Annotated in this window: 20 protein-coding genes; 8 read left to right on the plus strand and 12 right to left on the minus strand. The window is 60.3% G+C overall.

Annotated elements, in window-relative coordinates; all coding sequences use genetic code 11:
• Positions 1-124 precede the first annotated feature (124 nt).
• The 3 genes from QMX91_RS08105 to QMX91_RS08115 form a co-directional block, all read right to left on the minus strand.
• Entirely contained in the window at positions 125-1,369 is a 1,245-nt protein-coding gene (locus QMX91_RS08105; protein WP_282412534.1) for a lipoprotein-releasing ABC transporter permease subunit, read from the minus strand.
• Between the two features lie 169 nt (positions 1,370-1,538).
• Positions 1,539-2,225, minus strand: coding sequence for a lipoprotein-releasing ABC transporter ATP-binding protein LolD (lolD, locus tag QMX91_RS08110; RefSeq protein WP_167797081.1), 687 nt, complete (start codon positions 2,223-2,225; stop codon positions 1,539-1,541).
• Positions 2,226-2,232: 7 nt separating this feature from the next.
• Positions 2,233-3,483 (minus strand): lipoprotein-releasing ABC transporter permease subunit, encoded by a 1,251-nt coding sequence (locus QMX91_RS08115; protein ID WP_041068963.1) that lies wholly within the window; start codon positions 3,481-3,483, stop codon positions 2,233-2,235.
• A gap of 94 nt (positions 3,484-3,577) precedes the next feature.
• Here QMX91_RS08115 and QMX91_RS08120 point away from each other — a divergent pair, with 94 nt between their 5' ends.
• A complete protein-coding gene (locus QMX91_RS08120; RefSeq protein ID WP_282412535.1) occupies positions 3,578-4,159 on the plus strand; it encodes a PilZ domain-containing protein in 582 nt (193 codons plus the stop codon).
• 14 nt (positions 4,160-4,173) lie between these two features.
• The gene (locus QMX91_RS08125) at positions 4,174-4,896 is read left to right on the plus strand and encodes a glycerophosphodiester phosphodiesterase family protein (protein ID WP_047600122.1); all 723 of its coding nucleotides are present in this window, start codon (positions 4,174-4,176) and stop codon (positions 4,894-4,896) included.
• Between the two features lie 42 nt (positions 4,897-4,938).
• Here QMX91_RS08125 and sthA read toward each other — a convergent pair whose 3' ends face one another.
• Both sthA and QMX91_RS08135 read right to left on the minus strand, forming a co-directional pair.
• Positions 4,939-6,333, minus strand: coding sequence for a Si-specific NAD(P)(+) transhydrogenase (gene sthA, locus QMX91_RS08130; protein ID WP_003226580.1), 1,395 nt, complete (start codon positions 6,331-6,333; stop codon positions 4,939-4,941).
• A gap of 197 nt (positions 6,334-6,530) precedes the next feature.
• A complete protein-coding gene (locus tag QMX91_RS08135) occupies positions 6,531-7,580 on the minus strand; it encodes an FAD:protein FMN transferase (RefSeq protein ID WP_282412536.1) in 1,050 nt (349 codons plus the stop codon).
• A gap of 72 nt (positions 7,581-7,652) precedes the next feature.
• Here QMX91_RS08135 and QMX91_RS08140 point away from each other — a divergent pair, with 72 nt between their 5' ends.
• Positions 7,653-8,954, plus strand: a complete 1,302-nt coding sequence (locus QMX91_RS08140; protein WP_096797170.1) for an MFS transporter — start codon at positions 7,653-7,655, stop codon at positions 8,952-8,954.
• Positions 8,955-9,135: 181 nt separating this feature from the next.
• Here the strand turns inward: QMX91_RS08140 and QMX91_RS08145 are convergent, their stop codons facing one another.
• Positions 9,136-10,599: a glyceraldehyde-3-phosphate dehydrogenase gene (locus tag QMX91_RS08145; protein WP_003226583.1), complete on the minus strand. Its 1,464-nt coding sequence runs from the start codon at positions 10,597-10,599 to the stop codon at positions 9,136-9,138.
• Positions 10,600-10,953: 354 nt separating this feature from the next.
• Here QMX91_RS08145 and mfd point away from each other — a divergent pair, with 354 nt between their 5' ends.
• The 3 genes from mfd to QMX91_RS08160 are packed head-to-tail and all read left to right on the plus strand — an operon-like array spanning position 10,954 to position 17,682.
• Positions 10,954-14,403 (plus strand): transcription-repair coupling factor, encoded by a 3,450-nt coding sequence (gene mfd / locus QMX91_RS08150; RefSeq protein ID WP_096797171.1) that lies wholly within the window; start codon positions 10,954-10,956, stop codon positions 14,401-14,403.
• 10 nt (positions 14,404-14,413) lie between these two features.
• Positions 14,414-14,980, plus strand: coding sequence for a CsiV family protein (locus tag QMX91_RS08155; protein WP_135296246.1), 567 nt, complete (start codon positions 14,414-14,416; stop codon positions 14,978-14,980).
• An 11-nt stretch (positions 14,981-14,991) separates the two neighbouring features.
• A complete protein-coding gene (locus QMX91_RS08160) occupies positions 14,992-17,682 on the plus strand; it encodes a DEAD/DEAH box helicase (protein ID WP_210559149.1) in 2,691 nt (896 codons plus the stop codon).
• Positions 17,683-17,807: 125 nt separating this feature from the next.
• Here the strand turns inward: QMX91_RS08160 and QMX91_RS08165 are convergent, their stop codons facing one another.
• The 4 genes from QMX91_RS08165 to QMX91_RS08180 form a co-directional block, all read right to left on the minus strand.
• Positions 17,808-21,101, minus strand: a complete 3,294-nt coding sequence (locus tag QMX91_RS08165) for a DEAD/DEAH box helicase (protein WP_282412537.1) — start codon at positions 21,099-21,101, stop codon at positions 17,808-17,810.
• Positions 21,102-21,110: 9 nt separating this feature from the next.
• Positions 21,111-21,848: an S-methyl-5'-thioinosine phosphorylase gene (locus tag QMX91_RS08170; protein ID WP_123588508.1), complete on the minus strand. Its 738-nt coding sequence runs from the start codon at positions 21,846-21,848 to the stop codon at positions 21,111-21,113.
• 11 nt (positions 21,849-21,859) lie between these two features.
• Positions 21,860-22,870 (minus strand): beta-N-acetylhexosaminidase, encoded by a 1,011-nt coding sequence (gene nagZ / locus QMX91_RS08175; protein ID WP_041068989.1) that lies wholly within the window; start codon positions 22,868-22,870, stop codon positions 21,860-21,862.
• A gap of 158 nt (positions 22,871-23,028) precedes the next feature.
• A complete protein-coding gene (locus QMX91_RS08180) occupies positions 23,029-23,736 on the minus strand; it encodes a TetR/AcrR family transcriptional regulator (RefSeq protein WP_007961819.1) in 708 nt (235 codons plus the stop codon).
• 229 nt (positions 23,737-23,965) lie between these two features.
• On the opposite strand from QMX91_RS08180, the gene lexA reads away from it, so the two are divergent.
• Both lexA and sulA read left to right on the plus strand, forming a co-directional pair.
• The gene (lexA, locus tag QMX91_RS08185; protein WP_003226590.1) at positions 23,966-24,574 is read left to right on the plus strand and encodes a transcriptional repressor LexA; all 609 of its coding nucleotides are present in this window, start codon (positions 23,966-23,968) and stop codon (positions 24,572-24,574) included.
• A gap of 10 nt (positions 24,575-24,584) precedes the next feature.
• Complete coding sequence (gene sulA, locus QMX91_RS08190) at positions 24,585-25,058, plus strand: SOS-induced cell division inhibitor SulA (protein ID WP_282412538.1); 474 nt, start codon at positions 24,585-24,587, stop codon at positions 25,056-25,058.
• Positions 25,059-25,152: 94 nt separating this feature from the next.
• Here sulA and QMX91_RS08195 read toward each other — a convergent pair whose 3' ends face one another.
• On the minus strand, positions 25,153-25,386 hold the full coding sequence (locus QMX91_RS08195) for a hypothetical protein (protein WP_003226592.1): 234 nt from the start codon (positions 25,384-25,386) through the stop codon (positions 25,153-25,155).
• Between the two features lie 106 nt (positions 25,387-25,492).
• Entirely contained in the window at positions 25,493-26,017 is a 525-nt protein-coding gene (locus QMX91_RS08200) for a DUF6586 family protein (RefSeq protein WP_097088548.1), read from the minus strand.
• Between the last annotated feature and the right edge of the window lie 55 nt (positions 26,018-26,072).

Raw genomic sequence — 26,072 nt, forward strand, 5'->3', positions numbered from 1 at the left:
TGATTGTTTTGCCCAAGGGTAATTGAGGCCAGCAGGGCCGGCCCCTTCGCGAGCAGGCTCACTCCTACAGTTGAAATGCATTCCCCTGTAGGAGTGAGCCTGCTCGCGATAGCGGTAATAGAGATTACGAATATCTCAGCGCATGCGCCGGCTCGATCTTCGCCGCCCGCAACGCCGGGTACACCGTCGCCAGGAAGCTCAGAATAAAGCCCGCCGAGCAGATCAACAGCACATCCCCGCCCTGCAATTCCGAAGGCAGGTTGCTGACGAAGTACACGTCGGAACTGAAGATGTGCTGCCCGGTAACGCGCTCAACCCAGCCGACCATCTCGCTGACATTAAGTGCCGCGATCACGCCGAGCACGCCGCCAATCAGTGTGCCGACAATGCCGATCACCGTACCCTGCACCATGAAGATCGCCATGATTTGCCGTGGCGTGGCGCCGATGGTACGCAGGATCGCGATGTCTGCGCCTTTGTCGTTCACCACCATGATCAGCGTGGCGATGATGTTGAACGCCGCCACCGCGACGATCATCAGCAACAGCAGGCCGATCATGGTTTTTTCCATTTTCATCGCGCTGAACAGGCTGCCCTGGGTGTGAGTCCAGTCGTCAGCCTTGAACTTGGCACCGAGGCCTGCGGCGATGTCCGAGGAGACTTTCGGCGCGGCGTACAGATCCTTCACCGCAAGGCGCACACTCTGCACCTGATTCGGCTGCCAGTGCTGCATGGTCGCGGCATCGGCCACGTGGATCAGGCCCATCGAACCGTCCAGTTCGGCGCCGACCTTGAACACACCGACCACGTTCAGGCGCTGCATGCGCGGGGTAATGCCCCCCGGTGCGGTGCTGACCTCCGGGACGATCAAGGTGATCTTGTCGCCGACGTTGAGGCGGAAGCGGCGCGCGGTGATTTCACCGATCACTACACCGAACTCGCCCGGTTTCAGGTCATCGAGACGCCCCTGCACAATGTGCTGGGCCACGATCGACACCTTGCCTTCCTGGGCCGGATCGACGCCGCTGATCTGAATCGGCTGCATCAAACCCTTGTAGGACAGCATGCCTTCCATCTCGGTGAACGGCACGGCGGCGGTCACTTCAGGATTTTTCAGCGCGGCGGCGGCGACCGGCTGCCAGTCATCGATCGGCTTGACGCCAACGATGGTCGCGTGCGGCACCATACCGAGGATGCGCGAGCTCATTTCACGCTGGAAGCCGTTCATCACCGACAGCACCACGATCATCGCCAGCACGCCGAGGGCGAGCCCGATCATCGAAGTCATCGAGATGAACGAAACAAAGCGATTGCGGCGTTTGGCGCGGGTATAGCGCGTGCCGATAAAGATCGATAACGGTCTGAACATTCGCTGGGGCACCGTATAAAAAATCAAGCTTAAAAAAGCGGCCAATCGCTTGAGAGCGTAGCGAGCGAAGGAAAGACAAGGCAAAAACAGGCGAGGAAGCGGAGTCTACTGGCTGTAAATGAGCATTCCGAGCCTGTTTTTAACGCAGTATTTCCGAGCGCAGTAGCTCTCAAGGGATTGGAGTCAGGCAGCCTTCCTGCAATTGAAGGACGCGGTCCATCTGGCGGGCCAGGTTCATGTCGTGAGTCACCACCAGGAACGCCGTGCGCATTGAAGTGCTGAGTTCCAGCATCAAGTCCTGGATGCCTTCGGCGGTGTGCGAATCAAGGTTGCCGGTTGGCTCGTCGAGCATCACCAGGCCTGGATTGTTCACCAGCGCACGGGCGATAGCCACACGCTGGCGTTCACCACCGGACAGCTCGGCCGGTTTGTGCTCCAGACGATGGCCCAGCCCCACCCGCTCCAGCAACGCGGTAGCGCGCTGACGTGCTTGCGGGATCGCGGTCTTGCCGATCAGCAGCGGCATGCAGACGTTTTCCAGCGCGGTGAATTCCGGCAGCAAGTGGTGGAACTGGTACACGAACCCCAAGGCACGGTTACGCAGCAGGCCACGCTTCTTCTCGCTCAGCGCCGACAGTTCTTCGCCGTCGAGCCAGACGCTGCCTTCAGTCGGCGTGTCGAGACCGCCGAGCAGGTTGAGCAAGGTACTTTTGCCGGAACCGGACTTGCCGACGATCGCCACACGCTCGCCCGGGTGCAACTCCAGTTGCAGACCGGCCAACACTTGCACCGACTCCGGGCCTTCCTCGTAGGATTTGCCCAGGTTGCGGCAGCTCAAAATTGCTTTATCACTCATGCCCGACTCACTCATAACGTAGCGCCTCCGCCGGCTGGGTGCGCGCAGCACGCCAGGCGGGATACAGGGTGGCGAGGAAACTCAGGACCAACGCAGCAGCGCAGACCATGACCACGTCCTGGCTCTGCACCTGCGACGGCAGGTAATCAATGAAATACACATCGGCGTTGAGGAACTTGTGGCCGATCAGCCCTTCGAGGGCGGAAATCGCCGCACTGACGTTGAGCGCAGCGAGAATACCGAGCACCGCACCAATCGCCGTACCGACCACGCCGATCACGGTGCCCTGCACCATGAACGTGCGCATGATCGTCCCCGGCGTGGCGCCGAGGGTACGCAGAATGGCGATGTCGCTCTTCTTGTCATTTACCACCATCACCAGCGTGGAAATGATGTTGAACGCAGCCACCGCGACGATCAGCAGCAACAGCAGACCGATCATGGCTTTTTCCATGCGGATCGCCTGATACAGGTTGCCGTGGGTGCGGGTCCAGTCGCGGGCGTAGTAATGGTCTTCGCCCAGTTGCTGGGCGATGGTCCAGGCCACGCGCGGCGCCTGGAACAGATCATCGAACTTCAACCGGATGCCCTGCACCTGATCAGGCTTCCAGCGGTGCATTTTCGCCAGATCCTGCAGGTTGGTGACGCCCAGATAGCCGTCCAGCTCACCGGCGCCGACATGGAAGATGCCGACCACGGTAAAGCGCTTCATGCGCGGGAACATCCCGGCGGGGGTCACGCTGACCTCCGGCGCGACGAAGGTGACCTTGTCACCGAGGCCCACGCCGAGCTTGGTCGCAGCCTTGTCGCCGATGACGATGCCGAAGCTGCCCGGCGTCAGGTCGTCGAGTTTGCCCTGCTTCATGAAGTTGTCGATGATCGACACATTGCGCTCGAGCGCGGGGTCGATGGCGTTGAGCAACACCTTGGACACCTGGCCGTTGTTGGTCAGCAAACCCTGCATCTGGGTGAACGGCGCAACCGCCGTCACCTCAGGGTTGCGCTTGACCTTGGCGGCCAGGCTCTGCCAATCGTTGATCGGTTCGCCGGTTTCAAGAGTCGCGTGGGGCACCATGCCCAACACGCGGGTGCGCATCTCATGATCGAAGCCGTTCATCACCGATAGCACCACGATCATCACGATCACGCCGAGGGCGAGCCCGATCATCGAAGTCAGGGAAATGAATGACACAAAATGATTGCGACGCTTTGCACGGGTATAACGCGTGCCGATAAATACGAAGAGAGGTCTGAACATGTCGGGGCTTGTTCGGAGGGAAAAGGAACGTCCTTGTGGCGGGGGTCGATAACCAGCTTTACACTCAGACCACCGCCGCTACCATGGGTTCGCCATGTCGACATTAGATGAAGAAGATCGCCGCGAATACTACCGTATCGAGGACATGATCGCACTGGAAATTCGGCCCCTGTCCGCTCCCGAAGCCGCAGGCCAGGAAGTGTTGCAGGATGCTTCCCCGCTGTTCAACCTGCTCAGCGAACTGCACCTGAGCGAATTCGAGTCGCAGCACCTGTTACGCCAGATCAGCGAGCGCGACCGGGCGATCGCCGCGTTTCTCAAATCCCAGAACAAACGCATCGACCTGCTCAGCCAGGTGGTCGCCCTGACCGTGCTCGGCCATATCGGCGAGCCACAACCGGTGATCATCTCCGAAGGCGGGATCGATTTTCAGCACCCGACCGCGCTGGCCACTGGCGCGCACCTGTCGGTGAAACTGGTGCTGATGCCGCAGGCGCTGGGCCTGCTGCTGCGCGCCCGCGTCACTCATTGCGATCGCAAGGGCGACGGCTACGACATCGGCACCGAGTTCGAACACTTGACCGACGCCCAGCGCCAGTTGCTCGCCCGCTATATCTTGCAGAAACAGGCCCAGGAACGACGCCTGGCCCGTGAACAGAACGAATCAGGCATTTAAATTAAGGAAGCACCGTGACCCTTATCTACGGCCACCGCGGCGCCAAGGGCGAAGCACCGGAAAATACCCTGACCAGTTTTCAGGAATGTCTCAAGCACGGCGTACGCCGTTGCGAACTGGATCTGCACCTGTCCAAGGACGGCGAGCTGATGGTGATCCACGACCCGACCCTCAAGCGCACCACCGACCGGCGCGGCAAGGTGGTCGAGCACACCGCCGCCGAACTGGTGACCTACGACGCGCGCAAGGGCGGCCCGGGCTGGATCAAGCCGTGCCCGATTCCGACCCTGGAAGAATTGTTCGAGCAGTGTGATTTCGAGCACTGGCAACTGGAAGTCAAAAGCGCCTCACGCACCCGTGCAGCGACCACCGTACTGGCGATTCGCGAAATGGCCCAGCGTCATGGCCTGCTGGACAAGGTCACCATCACTTCGAGCTCGCGGGAAGTGCTGAAAGCGGCGCTGGACCTGGTACCGGACGTGTCGCGTGGACTGGTGGCCGAATACGCCTGGCTCGACCCGCTAAAGGTCGCGGCCAGCTATGGCTGTGAGATTCTGGCTCTGAACTGGACGCTGTGTACGCCGGAACGCCTGCAGAAGGCGCAGCGTCAGGGGCTGCATGTCTCGGTGTGGACCGTCAACGAGCCTGCGCTGATGCGCAGACTCGCCGACTTCGGCGTTGACAGCCTGATTACAGACTTTCCCGGTTTGGCCACTGCCACCCTCGAGAATTGCTGAAATCGGTCTCCCCGGCCGGCTCAGGCCACCGGCCGGAGCCCGTCAAAAAAGCCGGTTGAGGCCGTCGTACGCCGCTACCCGATAGGCTTCGGCCATGGTCGGGTAGTTGAACGTGGTGTTGACGAAGTACTTCAGGGTGTTCAACTCGCCCGGCTGGCTCATGATCGCCTGACCGATGTGCACGATCTCCGACGCCTGATAACCGAAGCAGTGAACGCCCAGCACTTCCAGGGTTTCACGGTGGAACAGGATCTTCAGCATGCCTTGCGGCTCGCCGGCGATCTGCGCACGCGCCATGCTCTTGAAGAACGCCTTGCCGACTTCATACGGCACTTTGGCCTGGGTCAGCTCCTGCTCGTTCTTGCCAATCGAGCTGATCTCCGGAATGGTGTAGATGCCGGTCGGCACGTCATTCACAAAGCGCCAGCTACCGTTATCAACGATGCTGCCGGCAGCCGAACGACCCTGGTCGTGGGCGGCACTGGCCAGGCTCGGCCAGCCGATCACGTCGCCAGCGCCATAGATGTTCGGCACGCAGGTGCGGTAGGCCTCGTCGACTTCGATCTGGCCACGGCTGTTGACCTTGACGCCGATGTTTTCCAGACCGAGCTGGTCGGTATTGCCGGTACGGCCGTTGCACCAGAGCAAGGCGTCGGCCTTGATCTTCTTGCCGGACTTCAGGTGCAGGATCACACCGTTGTCCACACCTTCAACGCGATCGTAGTCCTCGTTGTGGCGCACGGTGATGTTGTTGTTGCTGAAGTGATAGCTCAACGCCTGGGAGATTTCCGAGTCGAGGAAGCTCAACAACTGACCACGGTTGTCCACCAGCTCAACCAATACACCCAGACCGCTGAAGATCGAAGCGTATTCACAGCCGATCACGCCGGCGCCGTACACGATCAGTTTGCGCGGGGTGTGGCCGAGGCTGAGGATGGTGTCGCTATCGTAGATACGCGGGTGATTGAAATCGATGTCCGCCGGGCGATAAGGGCGCGAACCGGTGGCGATGATGATGTGCTTGGCCACCAGTTTCTCGACCACGCCGTTGGCGCAGACCACTTCGATGGTTTGCTCGTCGGCGAAGCTGCCGGTGCCGAAGAACACGTCGACGCGGTTACGGGCGTAGTAGCCAGTGCGCGAAGCGACTTGTTTGGAAATGACTTTCTCGGCGCTTTTCAACACGTCCGGGAAGGAGAACCAGCGCGGTTCGCCGATCGCCCGGAACATCGGGTTGGTGTTGAACTGCATGATCTGCCGCACCGAGTGACGCAGGGCCTTGGACGGGATGGTTCCCAGGTGGGTGCAGTTGCCGCCGACCTGGCGACGGCTGTCGACCATTGCCACCTTGCGCCCCGCTTTGGCGGCGTTCATTGCCGCGCCTTCTCCCGCCGGGCCGGAACCCAACACCACCACGTCGTAGTTGTAGACAGCCATGCGTACTCCTCAGAACAGGCCGCGGTGCCAGCAGCACCGGCGGCTAAATCACGCCGAATCGTGGCGCGAAGGAACAATTGGGGGTCAGTAAAGAACCCGGACACAGTCTATAGAAGCGTCAACGCCGCGCACATTAACCCTTGGTCGCGTCGTAGGCTACTTTTGCCTGCACTACAACGCCAGCTTTCGTACTGTTTTCAGTCAATTTTTGCGCCACTGAGGCGTTCGAAAGCCGCACTGGTGCGGATAACAAAACCTGTATCGGCACGAATCACGAAGAATGCACCAATGTCATGTTTTTCGGCATAGTCCCAAGCCCGTTCAGGCCCGAGAATCAGCAACAGCGTCGATAGTCCATCGGCCATCAACGCTGAAGGATGAATTACCGTGACTGACGCCAGGTTATGTAGGACCGGTGCCCCGCTCCGTGCATCGAAGGTGTGGGAATAACGCCGGCCACCTTGCAGGAAATAGTTACGGTAATCACCGGAGGTGGAAACGCCGTAGCCGTCGACCTCAATGATCCGTTCGGCCACCTGCTGATCGTCTCGCGGCTCTTCCAGCGCAATACGCCAGGATGAGCCATCAAGCTTCTTGCCCTTGGCCTTTAGCTCACCGGTGGCTTCGGCGAGATAGTCATGGATGCCCATCGACTCGAGCCTGGCGGCGATGGTGTCGACCGCGTAACCGGCGGCGATGCTGTTGAAGTCGACTTCGACAGCAGCGTCCTTGCACAAGCGGTCGCCGTCGATATGCAAATGGCGGTAGCCGACTCGCTGCAGGGTTTCGGCCAGCGCGGCGGAGTCGGGGACTTTCTCTTCACGCCCTTGCGGGCCGAACCCCCACAGGTTCATCAGCGGTTCGACAGTCAGGTCGTAGGAACCTTCGCTCTGCTCCGACAGCTGCTCGCCGACACGGACCAATTCGAGCACGGCAGCCGGCAGGGTCTGACAGCTGTTCGCCGGCAAGGCATTGAAACGTTCGATGTCGGAGTCACTGCGATAGGTCGACATCTGCCGATCCACTTCCGCGAGGATACCTTCCACTTCCCGGCGAACTTGCGCCGGCTCGGCAATACCCGCGTGTCGCACGTACTTGATCGAATACGTACTGCCCATGGTCGCCCCCCCAAAGCTTTCCATGGACTCACCGCTGCCGCAGGCAGCGAGAAAAACCGCGACACTCACAAGCCAAACCCACCGTCCAGTGAACAATTCTTCATCTCCCCATAAAAGCGCGCCGGCCATTATGGATCAAAGGCCCGCACGCTCCCCAACGGATGCAACGCGTCATAAGAAACCAATAATGAGTAACTGAAAATGTCCTCGACCACGGGCAAAGGCAAAGCGATTTTTCGCGTTGTCAGCGGCAATTTTCTCGAGATGTTCGACTTTATGGTCTATGGCTTCTACGCCACGGCCATCGCCAAAACCTTCTTCCCGGCCGACAGCGCCTTCGCTTCCCTGATGCTGTCCCTGGCCACCTTCGGTGCCGGTTTCCTGATGCGTCCGCTGGGCGCGATCTTCCTTGGTGCCTACATTGACCGTCACGGTCGTCGCCAGGGCCTGATCATTACCCTTGCGTTGATGGCCGCCGGTACGATCCTGATCGCCTGCGTGCCGGGCTATGCCACTCTGGGTGTCGCAGCGCCGTTGATCGTGCTGTTCGGTCGCTTGCTGCAAGGCTTCTCGGCCGGCGTCGAGCTGGGCGGTGTTTCGGTGTATCTGGCGGAAATCGCCACGCCGGGCCGCAAAGGCTTTTTCGTCAGTTGGCAGTCCGCCAGCCAGCAGGCGGCGGTGGTGTTTGCCGGCCTGCTCGGGGTTGGCCTCAACCACTGGCTGAGCCCGGAACAGATGGGTGACTGGGGCTGGCGCGTGCCGTTCCTGATCGGCTGCATGATTGTTCCGGTGATCTTCGTCATTCGTCGTTCGCTGGAGGAAACCCCGGAATTCCAGGCGCGCAAACATCGCCCTACCCTGCGGGAAATCGTCCGCTCAATCGGTCAGAACTTTGGCATCGTCATCGCCGGCATGGCGCTGGTGGTGATGACCACGGTTTCGTTCTACCTCATCACCGCCTACACCCCGACCTTCGGCAAGGCTGAACTGCATCTGTCGGATTTCGACGCGCTGCTGGTGACCGTGTGCATCGGTCTGTCGAACTTCTTCTGGCTGCCGGTGATGGGCGCGGTGTCCGACAAGATCGGGCGCAAACCCCTACTGCTGGCGGCGACCATTCTGGCGATCCTGACCGCCTACCCGGCGCTGTCGTGGCTGGTGGCGAACCCGAGTTTCAGTCATCTGCTGATCGTCGAACTGTGGCTGTCGTTCCTGTACGGTTCGTACAACGGCGCGATGGTCGTGGCTCTGACCGAAATCATGCCGGTGGAAGTGCGCACCACCGGATTCTCGCTGGCCTATAGCCTGGCGACGGCGACCTTTGGTGGCTTCACGCCAGCAGCCTGTACTTATCTGATCCATGTGCTGGACAACAAGGCTGCGCCGGGGATCTGGCTCAGCGGTGCGGCGGTACTGGGGTTGATTGCGACGCTGGTGCTGTTCCGTGGCAACAAACATGAACTGCGGACTGCGCAAGCGGCCGTGGCAGGTGGCGCCCGATAAAACGCCTTCGGGAGCAAGCCCCCTCCCACAAGGACCGGTGGTGCCAACATGATTGTGTGAACACCGCCAAACCTGTGGGAGGGGGCTTGCTCCCGAAGAGGCCGGTACAGGCAATAAAGATTCAGCAGGCATAAAAAAACGCCCCGACCTAAGTCGGGGCGTTTTCATTTGCAGCGAAGGCTTAGCGCGGGAACGCTGGCGGGTTTACACCGGCCATGTCTTCCATCACGCGAACCACCTGGCAGCTGTAGCCGAACTCGTTGTCGTACCAGACGTACAGCACAACGCGGTTGTCCTGAACGATGGTCGCTTCAGCGTCGACCACACCGGCGTGACGCGAACCCACGAAGTCAGTGGACACCACTTCCTGCGAATTGACGAAGTCGATTTGCTTGTGCAGATCGGAGTGCAGCGCCATGTAGCGCAGGTACTCGTTCATCTCTTCACGGCTGGCGGCTTTCTCAAGGTTCAGGTTGAGAATGGCCATCGACACGTTTGGCGTCGGAACGCGGATCGCGTTACCGGTCAGCTTGCCGGCCAGCTCAGGCAGAGCCTTGGCAGCAGCGGTGGCAGCACCGGTTTCGGTGATGACCATGTTCAGCGCGGCGGAACGGCCACGGCGATCGCCCTTGTGGAAGTTGTCGATCAGGTTCTGGTCGTTGGTGTACGAGTGAACGGTTTCGACGTGACCGTTGATGATGCCGAACTTGTCATTCACAGCCTTCAGCACCGGCACGATGGCGTTGGTGGTGCAGGAAGCGGCGGACACGATCTTGTCGTCAGCGGTGATTTCGTTGTGGTTGATACCGTGAACGATGTTCTTCAGCTTGCCTTTGCCAGGCGCGGTCAGAACAACGCGAGCCACACCCGGGCATTGCAGGTGCTGACCCAGGCCATCGGCGTCACGCCATACACCGGTGTTGTCCACCAGCAGCGCGTCTTTGATGCCGTACTGGGTGTAATCCACCTCGGTCGGGTTCTTCGCGTAGATCACCTGGATCAGGTTACCGTTGGCGGTGATGGTGTTGTTTTCTTCGTCGATGACGATGGTGCCGTTGAACGGACCGTGTACCGAATCGCGACGCAGCAGGCTGGCGCGCTTGGTCAGGTCGTTTTCGGCGCCTTTGCGAACGACGATGGCACGCAGACGCAGACCGTCGCCACCACCGGTTTTCTCGATCAGGATGCGCGCCAGCAGACGGCCGATACGACCGAAGCCGTACAGCACAACGTCAGTGCCTTTGCGGGCAGAAGCGTTTTGCTGACCAACCACGTCAGCCAGTTCTTCACGCACGAACTGCTCGGCGCTGCGGCCATTGCCTTCGCTGCGGAATTTGAACGCCAACTTGCCCAGGTCTACCGAAGCCGCGCCGAGCTTGAGCTCGCTCATGGCTTTCAGCAGAGGGAATGTTTCGTGGACGGAGAGTTCGCTATCGTCGGAGGAACGGTGGCGAGCAAAGCGGTGAGCTTTGAGAATCGCGATGACAGACTGGTTGATCAGGCTGCGGCCATAGATCGAGCTCACCACGTTGTTATTGCGGTAGAGCTGACCGATAAGCGGAATCATCGCTTCTGCGAGTGCTTCACGGTCGATCCATTCACCAAGACACTGGTCGGGCTTCTGAGTCACGGGAACCTTCCACATGTAGGGGCAGAAAAAAGGGGCTACATTATGCCGCCGAGAACCTCTTGTAGCAATGCGCGCTTGTCGCGCAATCGGTAACAAAATTCCGTTCAAAAAAATTACGCCCCGCGCCAGCCCAGTAAAACCGGGGCTTCCAGCGCAGTCAATTTTTCGACGACTGTTAGACGATGTCTGTAACCCTCCGTAACACCAGTCGATTTCGGCACTACATAACCACTAAAAAAGTGCTCGTTTTTATGGTTACCACTACATTTTGCGCAAAGCGCGAAGATAGACGCAGTCTGCAACTGACAGCCGGCACCTGACGCCGCTACAATTACCGACTTTGTCGCAAAGCCTGGAGCTCAACCTTCCGTGCCCGTTCTGCGTCTACCGCTTCTCCCTGCCGCGGCAGGTAAACAGCATTGGGGCAACCTGCCCGGTGCTGCCCTCAGCCTCGCGATTGCCGAGGCTGCCAGCGCTGCCAAGCGCTTCACCCTGCTACTGACCGCCGACAGCCAGAGTGCCGAACGGCTGGAACAGGAGCTGAGTTTCTTCGCCCCGGATTTGCCCGTACTGCATTTCCCCGACTGGGAAACTCTGCCGTACGATCTGTTCTCGCCGCACCAGGACATCATTTCCCAGCGCATTGCCAGCCTTTATAGACTGCCGGAGTTGGCGCACGGCGTGCTGGTGGTGCCGATTACCACCGCCCTGCATCGCCTGGCGCCGACCAAATTCCTGCTCGGCAGCAGTCTGGTGCTGGATGTCGGGCAGAAGCTCGATGTCGAACAGATGCGCTCGCGGCTTGAGGCCAGCGGCTATCGCTACGTTGATACGGTCTACGAGCACGGCGAGTTCACCGTGCGCGGCGCGCTGATCGACCTGTTCCCGATGGGCAGCAAACTGCCCTATCGCATCGACCTGTTCGACGATGAAATCGAAACCCTGCGCACCTTCGACCCGGAAAACCAACGTTCCATCGACAAGGTCGATTCGGTCAAGCTGCTGCCGGCCCGAGAGTTCCCGCTGCAGAAAGATGCGGTCACCCGCTTCAAGGCGCGCTTTCGCGAGCGTTTCGATGTCGACTTCCGGCGCTGCCCGATCTTCCAGGACTTGAGCAGCGGCATCACCCCGGCCGGTATCGAGTACTACCTGCCGCTGTTCTTCGACGAAACCTCGACACTGTTCGATTACCTGCCGCAGGACACTCAAGTGTTCTCGCTGCCGGGTATCGAACAAGCGGCAGAAAATTTCTGGAACGACGTGCGCAATCGCTACGAAGAGCGCCGCGTCGATCCATCGCGCCCTCTATTGCCGCCTGCGGAATTGTTCCTGCCGGTGGAAGACTGCTTCGCCCGCCTCAAGAGCTGGCCACGGGTCGTCGCCAGTCAGCAGGACGTCGAATCCGGTGCCGGTCGCGAGCGCTTCCCGGCGCAAGCGTTGCCGAACCTGGCGATCGAAGCCAAGGCCACACAACCGTTGGCGGCGCTCTCGACATTCCTCGACGAATTCCCCGGACGCGTGCTGTTCACCGCCGAATCCGCGGGCCGGCGTGAAGTCCTGCTGGAGCTGCTGGAACGGCTGAAGCTGCGGCCGAAAACCGTCGACAGCTGGCCGGACTTCGTTTCGAGCAAGGATCGTCTGGCGATCACCATCGCGCCGCTCGACGAAGGCTTGATGCTCGATGACCCGGCGCTGGCGCTGGTGGCGGAGAGCCCGTTGTTCGGTCAGCGCGTCATGCAGCGTCGTCGCCGGGAAAAACGCGCCGACGCCAACAACGACGCGGTAATCAAGAACCTCACCGAACTGCGCGAAGGCGCGCCGGTGGTGCACATCGATCACGGTGTTGGACGTTATCTGGGCCTGACGATTCTGGAGATCGACAACCAGGCGGCCGAATTTCTTACCCTGGAATATGCGGAGAACGCCAAGCTCTACGTGCCAGTGGCCAACCTGCACCTGATCGCCCGTTACACCGGCAGCGATGACTCACTGGCGCCGCTGCACCGCCTCGGCTCCGAGACCTGGCAGAAAGCCAAGCGCAAAGCCGCCGAACAGGTGCGCGATGTCGCCGCTGAGCTGCTCGACATCTATGCCCGTCGTGCCGCCCGCGAAGGCTACGCGTTTGCCGACCCGAAAGCCGATTACGCGACCTTCAGCGCCGGTTTCCCGTTCGAAGAAACGCCGGACCAGCAAGCGACCATCGAAGCGGTGCGCGAAGACATGCTCGCGCCAAAGCCGATGGATCGTCTGGTCTGCGGCGACGTCGGTTTCGGCAAGACCGAAGTGGCGATGCGCGCCGCGTTCATCGCCGTGCACGGCGGGCGTCAGGTGGCGATTCTGGTGCCGACCACCCTGCTCGCCCAGCAGCACTACAACAGTTTCCGCGACCGTTTCGCCGACTGGCCAGTGACCGTGGAAGTGATGAGCCGCTTCAAGTCGGCCAAGGAAGTCAACGCGGCGATTGCCGATCTGGCGGAAGGCAAGATCGACATCGTCATCGGCACGCACAAGCTGCTGTCCGACGACGTGAAGATCAAAAACCTGGGTCTGGTGATCATCGACGAAGAACACCGTTTCGGTGTGCGGCAGAAAGAACAGCTCAAGGCCCTGCGCAGCGAAGTCGACATTCTCACGCTGACCGCCACGCCGATTCCGCGCACGCTGAACATGGCGGTGTCGGGCATGCGCGATCTGTCGATCATCGCCACGCCGCCGGCGCGACGCCTGTCGGTGCGCACCTTCGTCATGGAGCAGAACAAGAGCACGGTCAAAGAGGCCCTGCTGCGTGAACTGCTGCGCGGTGGGCAGGTTTACTACCTGCACAACGACGTGAAGACCATCGAGAAGTGCGCTGCCGATCTCGCCGAACTGGTGCCGGAAGCACGGATCGGCATCGGTCACGGACAGATGCGCGAACGCGAACTCGAACAGGTGATGAGCGACTTCTATCACAAGCGCTTCAACGTGCTGATTGCCTCGACCATCATCGAGACCGGCATCGACGTGCCGAGCGCCAACACCATCATCATCGAGCGCGCCGACAAGTTCGGTCTGGCGCAATTGCACCAGTTGCGCGGACGTGTCGGCCGCAGTCACCACCAGGCTTACGCGTACCTGCTAACCCCGCCGCGCCAGCAAATCACTTCGGACGCGGAAAAACGTCTGGAAGCGATTGCCAACACCCAGGATCTGGGCGCCGGTTTCGTGCTGGCGACCAACGACTTGGAAATCCGTGGTGCCGGCGAACTGCTGGGCGACGGCCAGAGTGGGCAGATTCAGGCCGTGGGCTTCACGCTGTACATGGAAATGCTCGAACGCGCGGTGAAGTCGATCCGCAAGGGCGAACAGCCGAACCTCGATCAACCGCTCGGCGGAGGCCCGGAGGTCAACCTGCGGGTGCCGGCGCTGATTCCGGAAGACTATCTGCCGGATGTTCACGCCCGCCTGATTCTGTACAAGCGCATCGCTTCGGCCACCGACGAGGAAGGCCTGAAGGATCTGCAAGTGGAGATGATCGATCGTTTCGGCCTGCTGCCGGAGCCGACCAAGAATCTGGTGCGCATCACTGCGCTGAAGTTGCAGGCCGAACAGCTGGGCATCAAGAAAGTCGACGGTGGCCCGCAGGGTGGACGCATCGAGTTCGCCGCGCAGACGCCGGTCGACCCGATGACCTTGATCAAACTGATCCAGACTCAGCCAAAACGCTACAAATTCGAAGGCGCCACGATGTTCAAGTTCCAGGTGCCGATGGAACGCCCGGAAGAGCGCTTTAATACTGTAGAGGCGCTGTTCGAGCGCCTCCTCCCGAAAACTGTTTGAAGGACGCCGCATGCGCCTGTTTCGCTCACTGACTTTGCTACTTGCCTTGGTAGCCCCTTCGGTTTTCGCCGATGACCTGTATCAGGTCGAAATGATTCTGGTCCGCCAGAACGCCGTGCCAGCGATCGTCAGCCGCGCCGCCCCGGAAGACTGGGCCACCGGCGCTCAACGCCTGGGTGATGACAGCCTGCGCACACCCGCGCTCGGCGACGTAGCCAGCAAACTCAGCGCCAGCGGTGATTACAGTGTGCTGATGCACAAGGCCTGGCAGCAGACCCTCGGCGAAGCGCCGACCAAGGTGGCCGTCAGCGACGGCAAGGAACAGTTCGGCCAGTTCCCGATCGAGGGCACGCTGGAAATGAAACTCGGGCGCTTTACCGACGTGAACGCCGACTTCTGGGTCAACCAGATCGACGCCAACGGCATGGTCACTGCCAGCGAACACCTGAAACAGGACAGCCACACCAAAAACGGCCAGCTCAACTATCTCGACAACGGCCACCTGGCGCTGCTGATCAAGATCACCTCCCTGACGGCGCCCGCCCCTCGGCAAGCCCCTGAAGCGATTCCGGACTGATCGAAGTCCTTATGTCCCCGCCCCTGAGTAAACCGTTGGCACCCTCTTGGGTCAGCCGATTCAAGGAACAGAGCCTGGAGCGTGGCCGCCGCTACGCCCTGGAGAACCGGGTACGCATCGCGCAGGTGGGCGATGCGACCATCACCGCCAGTTGCGAAGGCTCTGGCGGTAACGTCTACCGTCAGACCATTCACCTGCGCGAGTCAGCCAAAGACACCCTGTTGCTGGTTGACGCCACCTGCACCTGCCCGGTGCGCAATAACTGCAAACACTGCGCCGCAGTACTCCTGCAAGTGCAGGAAACCCTCGAATACCCTGCCGCAGCGAAAGACGCCGAACTGCTGGAAAAACTCCAGGCCGTATTGGAGAACCGTAGCCCCAAAGCGCCGCCGCAAGTGCTGGTGGACAACGTGCAACCGCTGCCGCGCCTGTGGCTGGCCAGCGTCGAGTTCAGCGCGTTCGAGCCGCGCAACGGCAAGATGCAGCGCTATATTCAGCATCGGGCGGCGCTGTCGTTCAGCTATCTGGATGAATACGTCAGCGGGCAGAAAAACAGCGACATTCTGATTCGTCAGGAAACCCAGACCCTGCGGATAAAACGCCATCCGGAAGTGGAACAGTCCTACCGCGAACAGTTAAGAATCCTCGGCTTCCGTATCGCCACGCGCCAGAGCAAAGCGCTGCCGGAAAGCGCCGGCGAGCTGTACGAGATGGTCAACGACAGCGCCTGGCTGACGTTTACCCTCAACGAACTGCCGAAGCTGCGCACCCAAGGCTGGGAATTGCAGATCGACGAGGAGTTCGGTTTCGACCTGACCGCCGTCGACGACTGGTACGCCACCGTCGAACAGGCGCCGGAGCGCGACTGGTTCGATCTGGAACTGGGGATCATCGTCAATGGTGAACGCCTGAGCCTGCTGCCGATCCTGCTCAACCTGATGCGTTCGCACACGGAAATCCTCAACCCGGAACGCCTCGCGCGGCGCCGCGATGACGAGCTGATTCTGGTCAATGTGCCGCAACGCAACAGTGAGCACGGGCCGCTGCAAGTGGCGCTGCCCCTTGGCCGACTGAAACCGGTATTGGCGACGCTGGGCGAGTTCTACTTGCAGGAGCCGGGCGAAACCACCCTGCGCCTGAGCAAGGCCGACGCCACGCGCCTTAATTCGCTGGAAGGCATTCCCCTGCTGTGGGAAGGCGGCGAGCAGATCCGCAGTTTCGCCCAACGTCTGCGCGATATTCGCGATTACACGGCCAAAGCGCCGAAGGGCTTGAACGCGACGCTGCGTCCCTATCAGCTCGAAGGCTTGAGCTGGATGCAGTCCCTGCGTCAGCTTGAGGTCGGCGGGATTCTGGCGGACGACATGGGTCTGGGTAAAACCTTACAGACCCTGGCGCATATTCTCAGTGAGAAAGACGCCGGACGTCTGGATCGACCGTGCATGGTGGTAATGCCCACCAGCCTGATCCCGAACTGGCTCGACGAGGCCGCGCACTTCACGCCGCAACTGAAAGTGGTCGCGCTGTACGGTGCCGGCCGCAAAAAGCATTTCGAGCATCTGGCCGACTTCGACCTGATCCTGACCACCTATGCACTGCTGCCCAAGGACGTCGAACGGCTGGCACAACAGCCGCTGCACGTTCTGGTGCTCGACGAAGCGCAGTACATCAAGAACCCTAACAGCAAGGCCGCGCAGGCCGCTCGCGAACTCAACGCGCGCCAGCGCCTGTGCCTGAGTGGCACACCGCTGGAAAACCACCTCGGCGAGTTGTGGTCGTTGTTCCACTTTCTGCTGCCGGGCTGGTTGGGCGATGTCAAAAGCTTCAATGCCGACTACCGCGTACCGATCGAAAAGCGCGCCAGCGAAGTCAGGCTGCAGCACCTCAATGGGCGGATAAAACCGTTTCTGCTGCGCCGCACCAAGGAACAGGTGGCCACCGAACTGCCGCCCAAAACCGAGATCATCCACTGGGTCGATCTCAATGAGGCGCAGCGCGACGTTTACGAAACCATGCGCCTGGCGATGGACAAGAAAGTCCGCGACGAGATCACTCGCAAAGGCGTGGCGCGTAGCCAGATCATCATTCTTGAAGCCCTGCTCAAGCTGCGTCAGGTCTGCTGCGATCTGCGCCTGGTCAACGATGCCACCCTGCCCGCCCGTGGCAGTACCTCGGGCAAACTCGACAGCCTGATGGAAATGCTCGAAGAGCTGTTCGAAGAAGGTCGGCGGATTCTGTTGTTCTCGCAGTTCACCTCGATGCTGTCACTGATCGAAGACGAACTGAAAAAACGCAACGTGGCCTACGCCTTGCTGACGGGCCAGACCCGCGATCGGCGCACGCCGGTGAAGGAATTCCAGAGCGGCAAGCGTCAGATCTTTCTGATCAGCCTGAAGGCCGGCGGCGTCGGCTTGAACCTGACCGAAGCGGATACGGTGATCCATTACGATCCGTGGTGGAACCCGGCGACCGAGAATCAGGCGACTGACCGCGCCTATCGAATCGGCCAGGAGAAGCCGGTGTTCGTCTACAAGATGATTGCCCGCGGCACGGTGGAAGAGAAGATTCAGCACCTGCAGAAGGAAAAGTCTGACTTGGCAGCAGGCGTACTGGATGGGCGCAAGGCCGGGGACTGGAAACTGCAGAGCGATGATATCGAGGCGCTGTTTGCGCCGTTGCCGGATAAGTTCGACAAGCGTTGAGATGTGCAGTGTTTGCTAGATAGCTTTCGCGAGCAAGCCCGCTCCCACAGTTGGATCGCATTTCCCCTTGTGGGAGCGAGCCTGCTCGCGAACGGATCACCTCGGTTGAAGGTTCAAACTGAAGCTTACTGCCTGGAAGCGGGCAACGGCGCAAACAGCGCTTCGATATCACTCTGTTCCAGTTTGAATCCACCCGTCGTACCACCTTCAAGCACCGCCCCGGCCAGCGCTGCTTTCTCCTGCTGCAACGCTTGTATCTTTTCCTCTACCGTGCCGCGAGCGATCAGCTTGTAAACAAACACCGGATTGTTCTGCCCGATACGATAAGCGCGATCAGTTGCCTGATTCTCCACTGCCGGGTTCCACCACGGGTCGAAGTGGATCACCGTGTCCGCAGCCGTCAGGTTCAGACCGGTACCGCCAGCCTTGAGGCTGATGAGGAACAACGGCACCTTGCCGCCCTGGAAATTCTTGACTGGCGTGCGCCGGTCGGTGGTGTCGCCAGTCAGCAACGAATAACCGATAGCGCGCTGCTGCAACTCCTGCTCGATCAGCGCCAGCATCGAGGTGAACTGGGAGAACAGCAGGATGCGCCGACCTTCGCCGAGCAACTCTTCGAGCATCTCCATCAGGCTGATCAGCTTGCCGCTGCCCGAGCGCAATGCCTTCGCCGTGAGAGGCATGTTGATCAAGCGCAGATCACAGCAGACCTGACGCAGCTTGAGCAAGGCATCAAGAATGATGATTTGACTGCGCGCCACACCACTGCGGGCAATTTCGTCGCGCACCTTTTTGTCCATCGCCACGCGCACCGTTTCATAGACGTCGCGCTGGCCGTCGCTGAGTTCAACCCAATGGATGATTTCGGTTTTCGGCGGCAGCTCAGTGGCGACCTGATCTTTCTTGCGACGCAGCAGAAACGGCTTGATGCGCGCCGTCAGGTGCTGCATGCGCTGGACATTGCCATGCTTCTCGATCGGTGTGCGGTAATCGCGGTTGAAGGATTTGCTGTCGCCCAGCCAGCCAGGCATGAGGAAATGAAACTGCGACCAGAGCTCGCCGAGATGGTTTTCCAGTGGCGTGCCGCTCAGACACAAGCGCTGACGGGCCTGCAAGTCACGTGCGGCCTGCGCCGCTTTGCTCAGCGGGTTCTTGATGTTCTGCGCTTCGTCGAGAATCAGCACGCTCCACGACTGCGGCCGCAACGTTTCAAGATCCCTGGGCAGCAAGGCGTAAGTGGTCAGCACCAAGTCGTATTCGGCGAGATTGGCGAAGTCTTTTTGCCGCCCGGCCCCATGCAGCGCCAGGACCTTCAACTGAGGCGTGAAGCGCTGGGCCTCGTCGAGCCAGTTGGGAATCAGGCTGGTCGGCATCACCGCCAGTGCCGGGCAATCGAGGCGACCGGCGTGCTTTTCCGTGAGCAGATGCGCCAGGGTCTGCAGGGTTTTGCCCAAGCCCATGTCATCGCCAAGAATGCCGCCGACCTCCAGCTCCCGCAGAGTCTGCATCCAGCCAAGGCCTTCGAGCTGATATGGGCGCAGTTGCGCATTAAGGCCGGCCGGCGCAGCAATATGGGTGTGACTGGAATTGTGCAGCCGCTTGGCAAAAGTGCGCAGGCGTTCGCCGCCCTGCCATTCCAGTGGCATGCCATCGAGCATACTCAGGCGCGCGGCGTCTGGAGCAGTCAAGCGCAGCGCATCGCCCTGATGTCCGCCCAGGTACAGCTCGCCCAGCGTCGCCATCAGCGGTTTGACCCGACTCAGCGGCAACGCCACCTTGGCGCCTGCCGGGTCGCCAAAACCGCTGGGCTTGAGTTCGATCAGGAGTTTTTCGTCGTCGCTGCGTTGCGCCAGATTCACCGGGTCGAGCAAACGTGGCTGGGTGCGCAACAGATGCAGAAGGATCGGCAACAAGCTGTAGCGCTCGCCATTGACGACGATGCCCAGTTGCAGATCAAACCATTGATGCCCGGCCTCTTCATCGACCTCCGCGTACCAGTGTTCAACCGGCTGCACATCGAAATGGAAGCCGGGACTGATTTCGATTTCCCAGTCCGCGGCGCGCAGTGTGGCAAGCCCTTCATGCATGAATCCGAGCCAGGCGGAATCATCCGGCAAAGTGAACATCTCGCCGGGACGATCCATAGCGCTCTTGCGCGTGGCTTTTTTGAAGCCGAGCTTTTGCAGGCTCTGGCGCAACTTCTTTTCCATCGCAGGCTGGCGTCGAATGCGCTGGGTTTCAGTGCCATTGAGGATCATCACTTCCGGATTACGATCCACCGCCGGATGACCATTGTAGGTAAACACCAGAGCGGCGCGGTGCTCCAGAACGTATTCCCAGCGCGAACGCTCCCGGCCGCTGACCAAGGTCAGTTGCGGCTGCGGAAGCACGTCATCGATGATTCGTTCGGTGAGTTTGTGCGGCGGCGGGATTTTGGTCATCGCGCTCATGCGATGGCTGAACTGCATGGCCTGACGCGCGGGGATGTCTGGGGCGAGGGTCAAATGGCAGGCCAGTTTTTCTTCCAACTCACTGAACAGAGGGCCAACCTGTCGCTGCTCACGATCGATGTAATAAAGCGGCTCCAGCGCCAGCACGGTTTCCTGCGCAGCCTCGGCACTGCTCCACTGGGCGCGGAACCCACCGTCGGCCTGCTCGGCCCAAGAGAACAGACCCATGCGTTTCGCGCCCGGCGTCAGTGCCTGCAAGTTTTCGAAGTCGAGGAACAGGCGGGAGGTGCGCAGGAGCATTTCCAGCAGTTCGGCGCCACTGCTGCCTTCCAGCGGATAGCCGCTGTAATAGGCGTGATGGGAATGCATGGCGACCAACAGCCTGGCAACGCGCAGATCCAGTTCGGACAGATAACCGGGCTGACGCATGAGCATTTCCGCCAGCGAATACATCGGTTTTACTTCGCGTAACTCGCCGTTCTTGAGCTGGGAGACCTTGAAAATATCGAGCAGCCACTTGCCGCTCACTGACGTTGGCTTGAGCTTGTAAAACAGGCGCGTGCCTGCGGTTTGCGCGCCTTCTCCGATGGGCTTGGCCGGCACGGGAATGGTCGAAAGCCAATGTTCCAGCGCCCGCCCCAACTGGGCCTGAGCGTCACTTTCGGACGCTTCATGATCACGGCCCTGCAGGTGATAGAGCACCGCAGCGCAGTGTTTGCAGTCGATTGAGACAGGACAGGTGCACAGGCAACGCAAGGTGACGGAACCCAGCCGATCTTCGGACAGGTAAATGGTTTGTTCATACGCCTGATCTTCCGAACCGACGCAGAACGCCTCGATCTTTCTGTCATCGATCTCGATGATCTCTACCCGATCATCGGCGGCATAAGCCCGGGCCTTGGCGAGCGCGTTGCTAGTGAATGCCCGGGCCCAGGCCAACGACTTAAGCTGTTCGATGAGAATGCTCATGGACAGTCCTTAGCTGGCCAACACCCGCGCCAACGTCGATTTCACCTTGCCCATCCCGTCATGCAGCGCCTGCTCGATTTCGGCCATGGTGATCACCGCCGTGGTCTTGCCTGCTGCCGGGTTCACCACCAGCGACAGGCAGGCGTAATCCAGATCCAGCTCACGGGCCAATGCCGCTTCCGGCATGCCGGTCATGCCGACGATGTCGCAGCCATCGCGCTCCAGACGCACGATCTCCGCCACGGTTTCCAGACGCGGGCCCTGGGTGCAGGCGTACACGCCCTGATCGCTGTATTCGCAGCCTTCGGCAGCCAGCGCGGCGATCAGTTGCTGACGCAGCGACTCGCTGTAAGGGAAGCTGAAATCGATGTGGGTGACGTGCTCCAGATCATCGGCGAAAAACGTGTGTTCGCGACCGCTGGTGTAATCGACGATCTGGTGTGGCACACAGAAATGCCCGGTGCCCATGGCCGGATGGATCCCGCCCACCGCGTTGACCGCGATGATCGCCTCGGCGCCGGCCTGCTTCAGCGCCCACAGGTTGGCACGGTAGTTGACCTTGTGCGGCGGGAAACGATGGGGATGGCCGTGACGGGCGAGGAACAGAACTTCCTTGCCGGCATATTCCCCGATCTGCACTTCAGCCGACGGCGAACCGTAAGGCGTATCCACCGCCAACGACTGACGAATGCTCAGGCCTTCGAGCTGGGTCAGGCCGGTGCCACCGATGATTGCGTAAACCGTCATAGCAAAAATCCTTAATCGATCAGTTGAGCGTCTTTGAGCGCGCCGATGGCGGTGAGCCAGCGCGGATCCTGACGGTAGTCGGTGCTGGCGAACGCCTGCCCGCGCATTCGCGCAATGCGTGCGGACGGCTTGACCTTCATCCGTTGCGCAGCACTCAGGGCCAGTTCGGCCGCAGCGCGGTCATTGCACACCAGGCCCATGTCGCAACCGGCAGTCAACGCGGCTTCGATCCGGCTGGCAGCGTCGCCGACCACGTGGGCGCCGGCCATCGACAGGTCGTCGCTGAAGATCACGCCGTCAAACTGCAACTCGCCGCGCAGGATGTCCTGCAACCAGCGACGGGAGAACCCGGCCGGCTGCGAATCGACTTGCGGATAGATGACGTGCGCCGGCATGACCGCAGCGAGTTGCTTGCTGAGTCTGGCGAACGGTACGAGGTCGTTGGCGCGGATCTCGTCGAGACTGCGCTCGTCATTCGGGATCGCGACGTGGGAGTCGGCTTCGGCCCAACCGTGACCGGGGAAATGCTTGCCGGTAGCGGCCATGCCCGCGCTGTTCATGCCGCGGATGAAGGCGCCGGCGAGCAATGCGGCGCGCTCGGGATCCCCTTCGAACGAACGAGTGCCGACCACGGCGCTGCGCTGGTAATCCAGATCCAGCACCGGGGCGAAACTCAGGTCGAGGCCGACCGCCAACACTTCGGTGGCCATGACCCAGCCGCATTGTTCGGCGAGGTATTCGGCGTTCGGGTTGTCGGCGATGGCACGCATCGCCGGCAGGCGCACGAAGCCCTGACGCAGACGCTGCACGCGACCGCCCTCCTGGTCGACCGCCAGCAGCAGATCCGGGCGAATGGCGCGGATCGCAGCACTCAGCTCGCGCACTTGGCGCGGGTGCTCGATGTTGCGCGCGAAAATGATCAGGCCGCCCACTTCGGGCTGGCGCAACAATTGGCGATCTTCGGCCGTCAGCCAAGTACCGGCGACGTCCACCATCAACGAGCCTTGCAGGCCAGCAGTCATAGAGATTCCTTGAAAACGAAAAACCCGATCCGCCAGAAATCGCTACCGTGAGCAGGGCTCGGCAGGCCAATAATTTCTATGGAGATCGGGTTCAGAACGAAAGTCGGCATGGGCGGCTAGCTTAGCGGATACAAGCAGCCGCGCCCACCCGTGTGCGGTTAAACCTTGGCGGCCACCGGAGTCGATTTGCTGCGCGGGCGAAGCTGCGCAGTCGCCATCGCGGGGTCGGTGACACCGGTTTCGGCACGCATGCCGGCGGCAAGGAACGGCACCATCAGACGCATCACCTGTTCGATCGAGGTGTTGACGCCGAAATCGGTCTCGGCAATCGCGCGCAAGGCCTTGATCCCGGACATGCTGAACGCCGCAGCGCCGAGCATGAAGTGCACGCGCCAGAACAGTTCGATAGGTGGAATGCGTGGAGCGGCTTCATTGACCAGCAGCATGTAGCGGCGGAACACCTTACCGTACATGTCTTCCAGATAACGACGCAGGTGACCCTGGCTCTGGCTGAACGCCAAACCGAGCAAACGCATGAAGATCGACAGGTCGTTACCGCTGCGTGGCTGCACCACGAGCGCTTGCTCGACGAGGATTTCCAGCAACTCTTCAAGGGTCGGCTTGTTTTCAGGCTTGGCCTGGCGACGCTCCAGCTCTTTATCGAGGCTGATGCAGAACGGCCCGAGGAAGCGCGAGAAAACCGCCTGGATCAGCGCTTTCTTGGAGCCGAAATGATAGTTCACCGCCGCCAGGTTTACCCCGGCCTTGCTGGTGATCAAACGCAATGAGGTTTCAGCGAAACCTTTCTCCGCGAACAACTGCTCGGCAGCATCAAGAATGCGTTCAACGGTTTCCGACTGGGCCATGGCTACTCCGCCTGACAAACACTTGTTTGAAACATACGTTTCAGCCCAAGCCTTGTCAAGCCTGCCAGTTCGTTTTGGGAATGGTCGGTCAGCTATTTAACCACACTCGACCGGCGCATTAATAAGCACGGGAACCGACCGTCCGGCGGGCTGCAAAAAAACGGGCATTGCCAAGACCGCTTCACTGTATATAATCCCAGTCACTGTATAAAAAGACAGAGCGATCAATATGCTAAAGCTGACGCCACGCCAAGCCGAGATTCTGGCCTTTATCAAACGCTGCCTCGAAGACAACGGCTACCCGCCAACCCGCGCGGAAATCGCTCAGGAGCTCGGTTTCAAGTCGCCCAACGCGGCGGAAGAACACCTCAAGGCCCTCGCCCGCAAAGGTGCAATCGAAATGACCCCGGGCGCCTCCCGCGGTATTCGTATCCCCGGCTTCGAAGCCAAGGCTGACGACTCTACCCTGCCGATCATTGGCCGGGTGGCTGCCGGCGCACCGATCCTCGCCCAGCAGCACATCGAAGAGTCCTGCAATATCAACCCTGCGTTCTTCCACCCTCGTGCTGATTACCTGCTGCGCGTACACGGCATGAGCATGAAGGACATCGGTATTTTCGACGGTGACCTGCTGGCGGTTCACACCACCCGCGAAGCACGCAATGGTCAGGTCGTGGTTGCGCGAATCGGCGACGAAGTCACCGTCAAACGCTTCAAGCGCGAAGGCAGCAAAGTCTGGTTGATTGCCGAAAACCCTGAGTTCGCCCCTATCGAAGTCGACCTGAAAGATCAGGAACTGGTGATCGAAGGCTTGAGTGTCGGCGTAATCCGCCGCTAAAGGAGGCTTTATGCAGTTCCCACACACACCCCAGCAAACACAACTGCCTCTATTCGAAGCGTTTCTGGCACAACCGATGGCACCGATCCTGAAAGATGTGGTCGAGCGCCCATGGATTGCCGAACCGGAAGTATTCAGTGAGCTGTCACTGCGCGGTGCGGCCGGGAACTGCCTGAACCTGCTGGCCCCGATTCTTCGCGCACTGAGCGAGGATCAGGATGCACGCTGGCTGACGCTGATCGCCCCTCCAGCCAGCCTGACCCAGATCTGGCTGCGAGAGGCCGGCCTGAACCGTGAACGCATTCTGCTACTGCAACCTCGTGGTGCGCAAAGCGCTCAGCAACTGGCCTGCGAAGCACTGCGCCTGGGTCGTAGCCATACGGTGGTAACCTGGCTCAATCCGCTGAACACAAGTTCACGGCAACAACTGATCAGCGCAGCCCGCACGGGCGACGCTCAGAGCCTGAACATTCGATTGGGTTGATTCACTTGTAACGCGCGCTGTGTGAAGCGCAGGGCTTCTCCAGGGACAGAGAAGCCGATCTGATGTTGCAGCGGCAAGCGCCGACAGGCGGATCTCAGTGAAGAACCCGCGGCCCTTCTTCCTTATCAAATTCGCCTTCGACCATACGGCCGGCCATCTGTACGCCGACGCTCAACATCGCTTTCGCGATTTCCACATGCTGGCCTTGCAGGAATGCTTTAGCATCCTCGGAGAAATCCAGCGTCACCAGAGAACCCTCGTCCTCAGCCCTGCGCAGTTCGATTCGGCCGTCTGGTAACTCGACAATTTCTAGAAAGGACGTTGGCATATAGGTCTGTTCTCCACGAAAGGCAGGGATTATATAGACATCATTCGGGCTTCGCTCGGGATCTTGACCAGCAGCATGTTTCAGATTGCCACCGTGTCAATTGTCCTCAGCATTCGTTCAAGCCTTCGCGAAAGCGGATTGCCAGGCCCTTGAGATTCTGCCGCCAGCTCTCCAGTTCTTCCCGACTCAACTCCTGCGGCGCCTCTTCTTCATCGAGATTAATGGCCTGAATCAATGGCTGTGTCACATCGCCCTTGGGCTTGTGTGGCACCCGTGGCGGCTGGAACAACGCTGAGTGCGCCGCCAGCAATTTCGCCAGCCAGGTTTCAGGGTTACCAGCCAGCTCAACCATCTCGGCCAGTTCCGGGATCGCAATCGATTCCAGGACTTCGCGAGTCAGCAACGCTTCTGCTCGCGATGCATTGGCCTGAGGCAGACGATAAAAACCGGCGATCTCGTGACACAGTCCCAGAAGCGCGCCGTAGAGGTGAAACAACGCCGACTCACGTCCAGCCTGAATCAGCGCCAACGAATTCATCGCCCGCCCCTCTTCGGCGCGAGCCAGAGCCTCCAGTGACAGGCCGGCGAAATAGATCTTCTGATTGGTGCGGGTATAGAGTTCGTGCGCCATGCCGGCAGTCTCCACAGCGAAATAATTGCGTCACACAGACCCGACAGTGTCGTGG

Origin of the sequence: Pseudomonas sp. PS01299 (assembly GCF_029960145.1) — a bacterium.
GTDB lineage: Bacteria > Pseudomonadota > Gammaproteobacteria > Pseudomonadales > Pseudomonadaceae > Aquipseudomonas > Aquipseudomonas putida_A.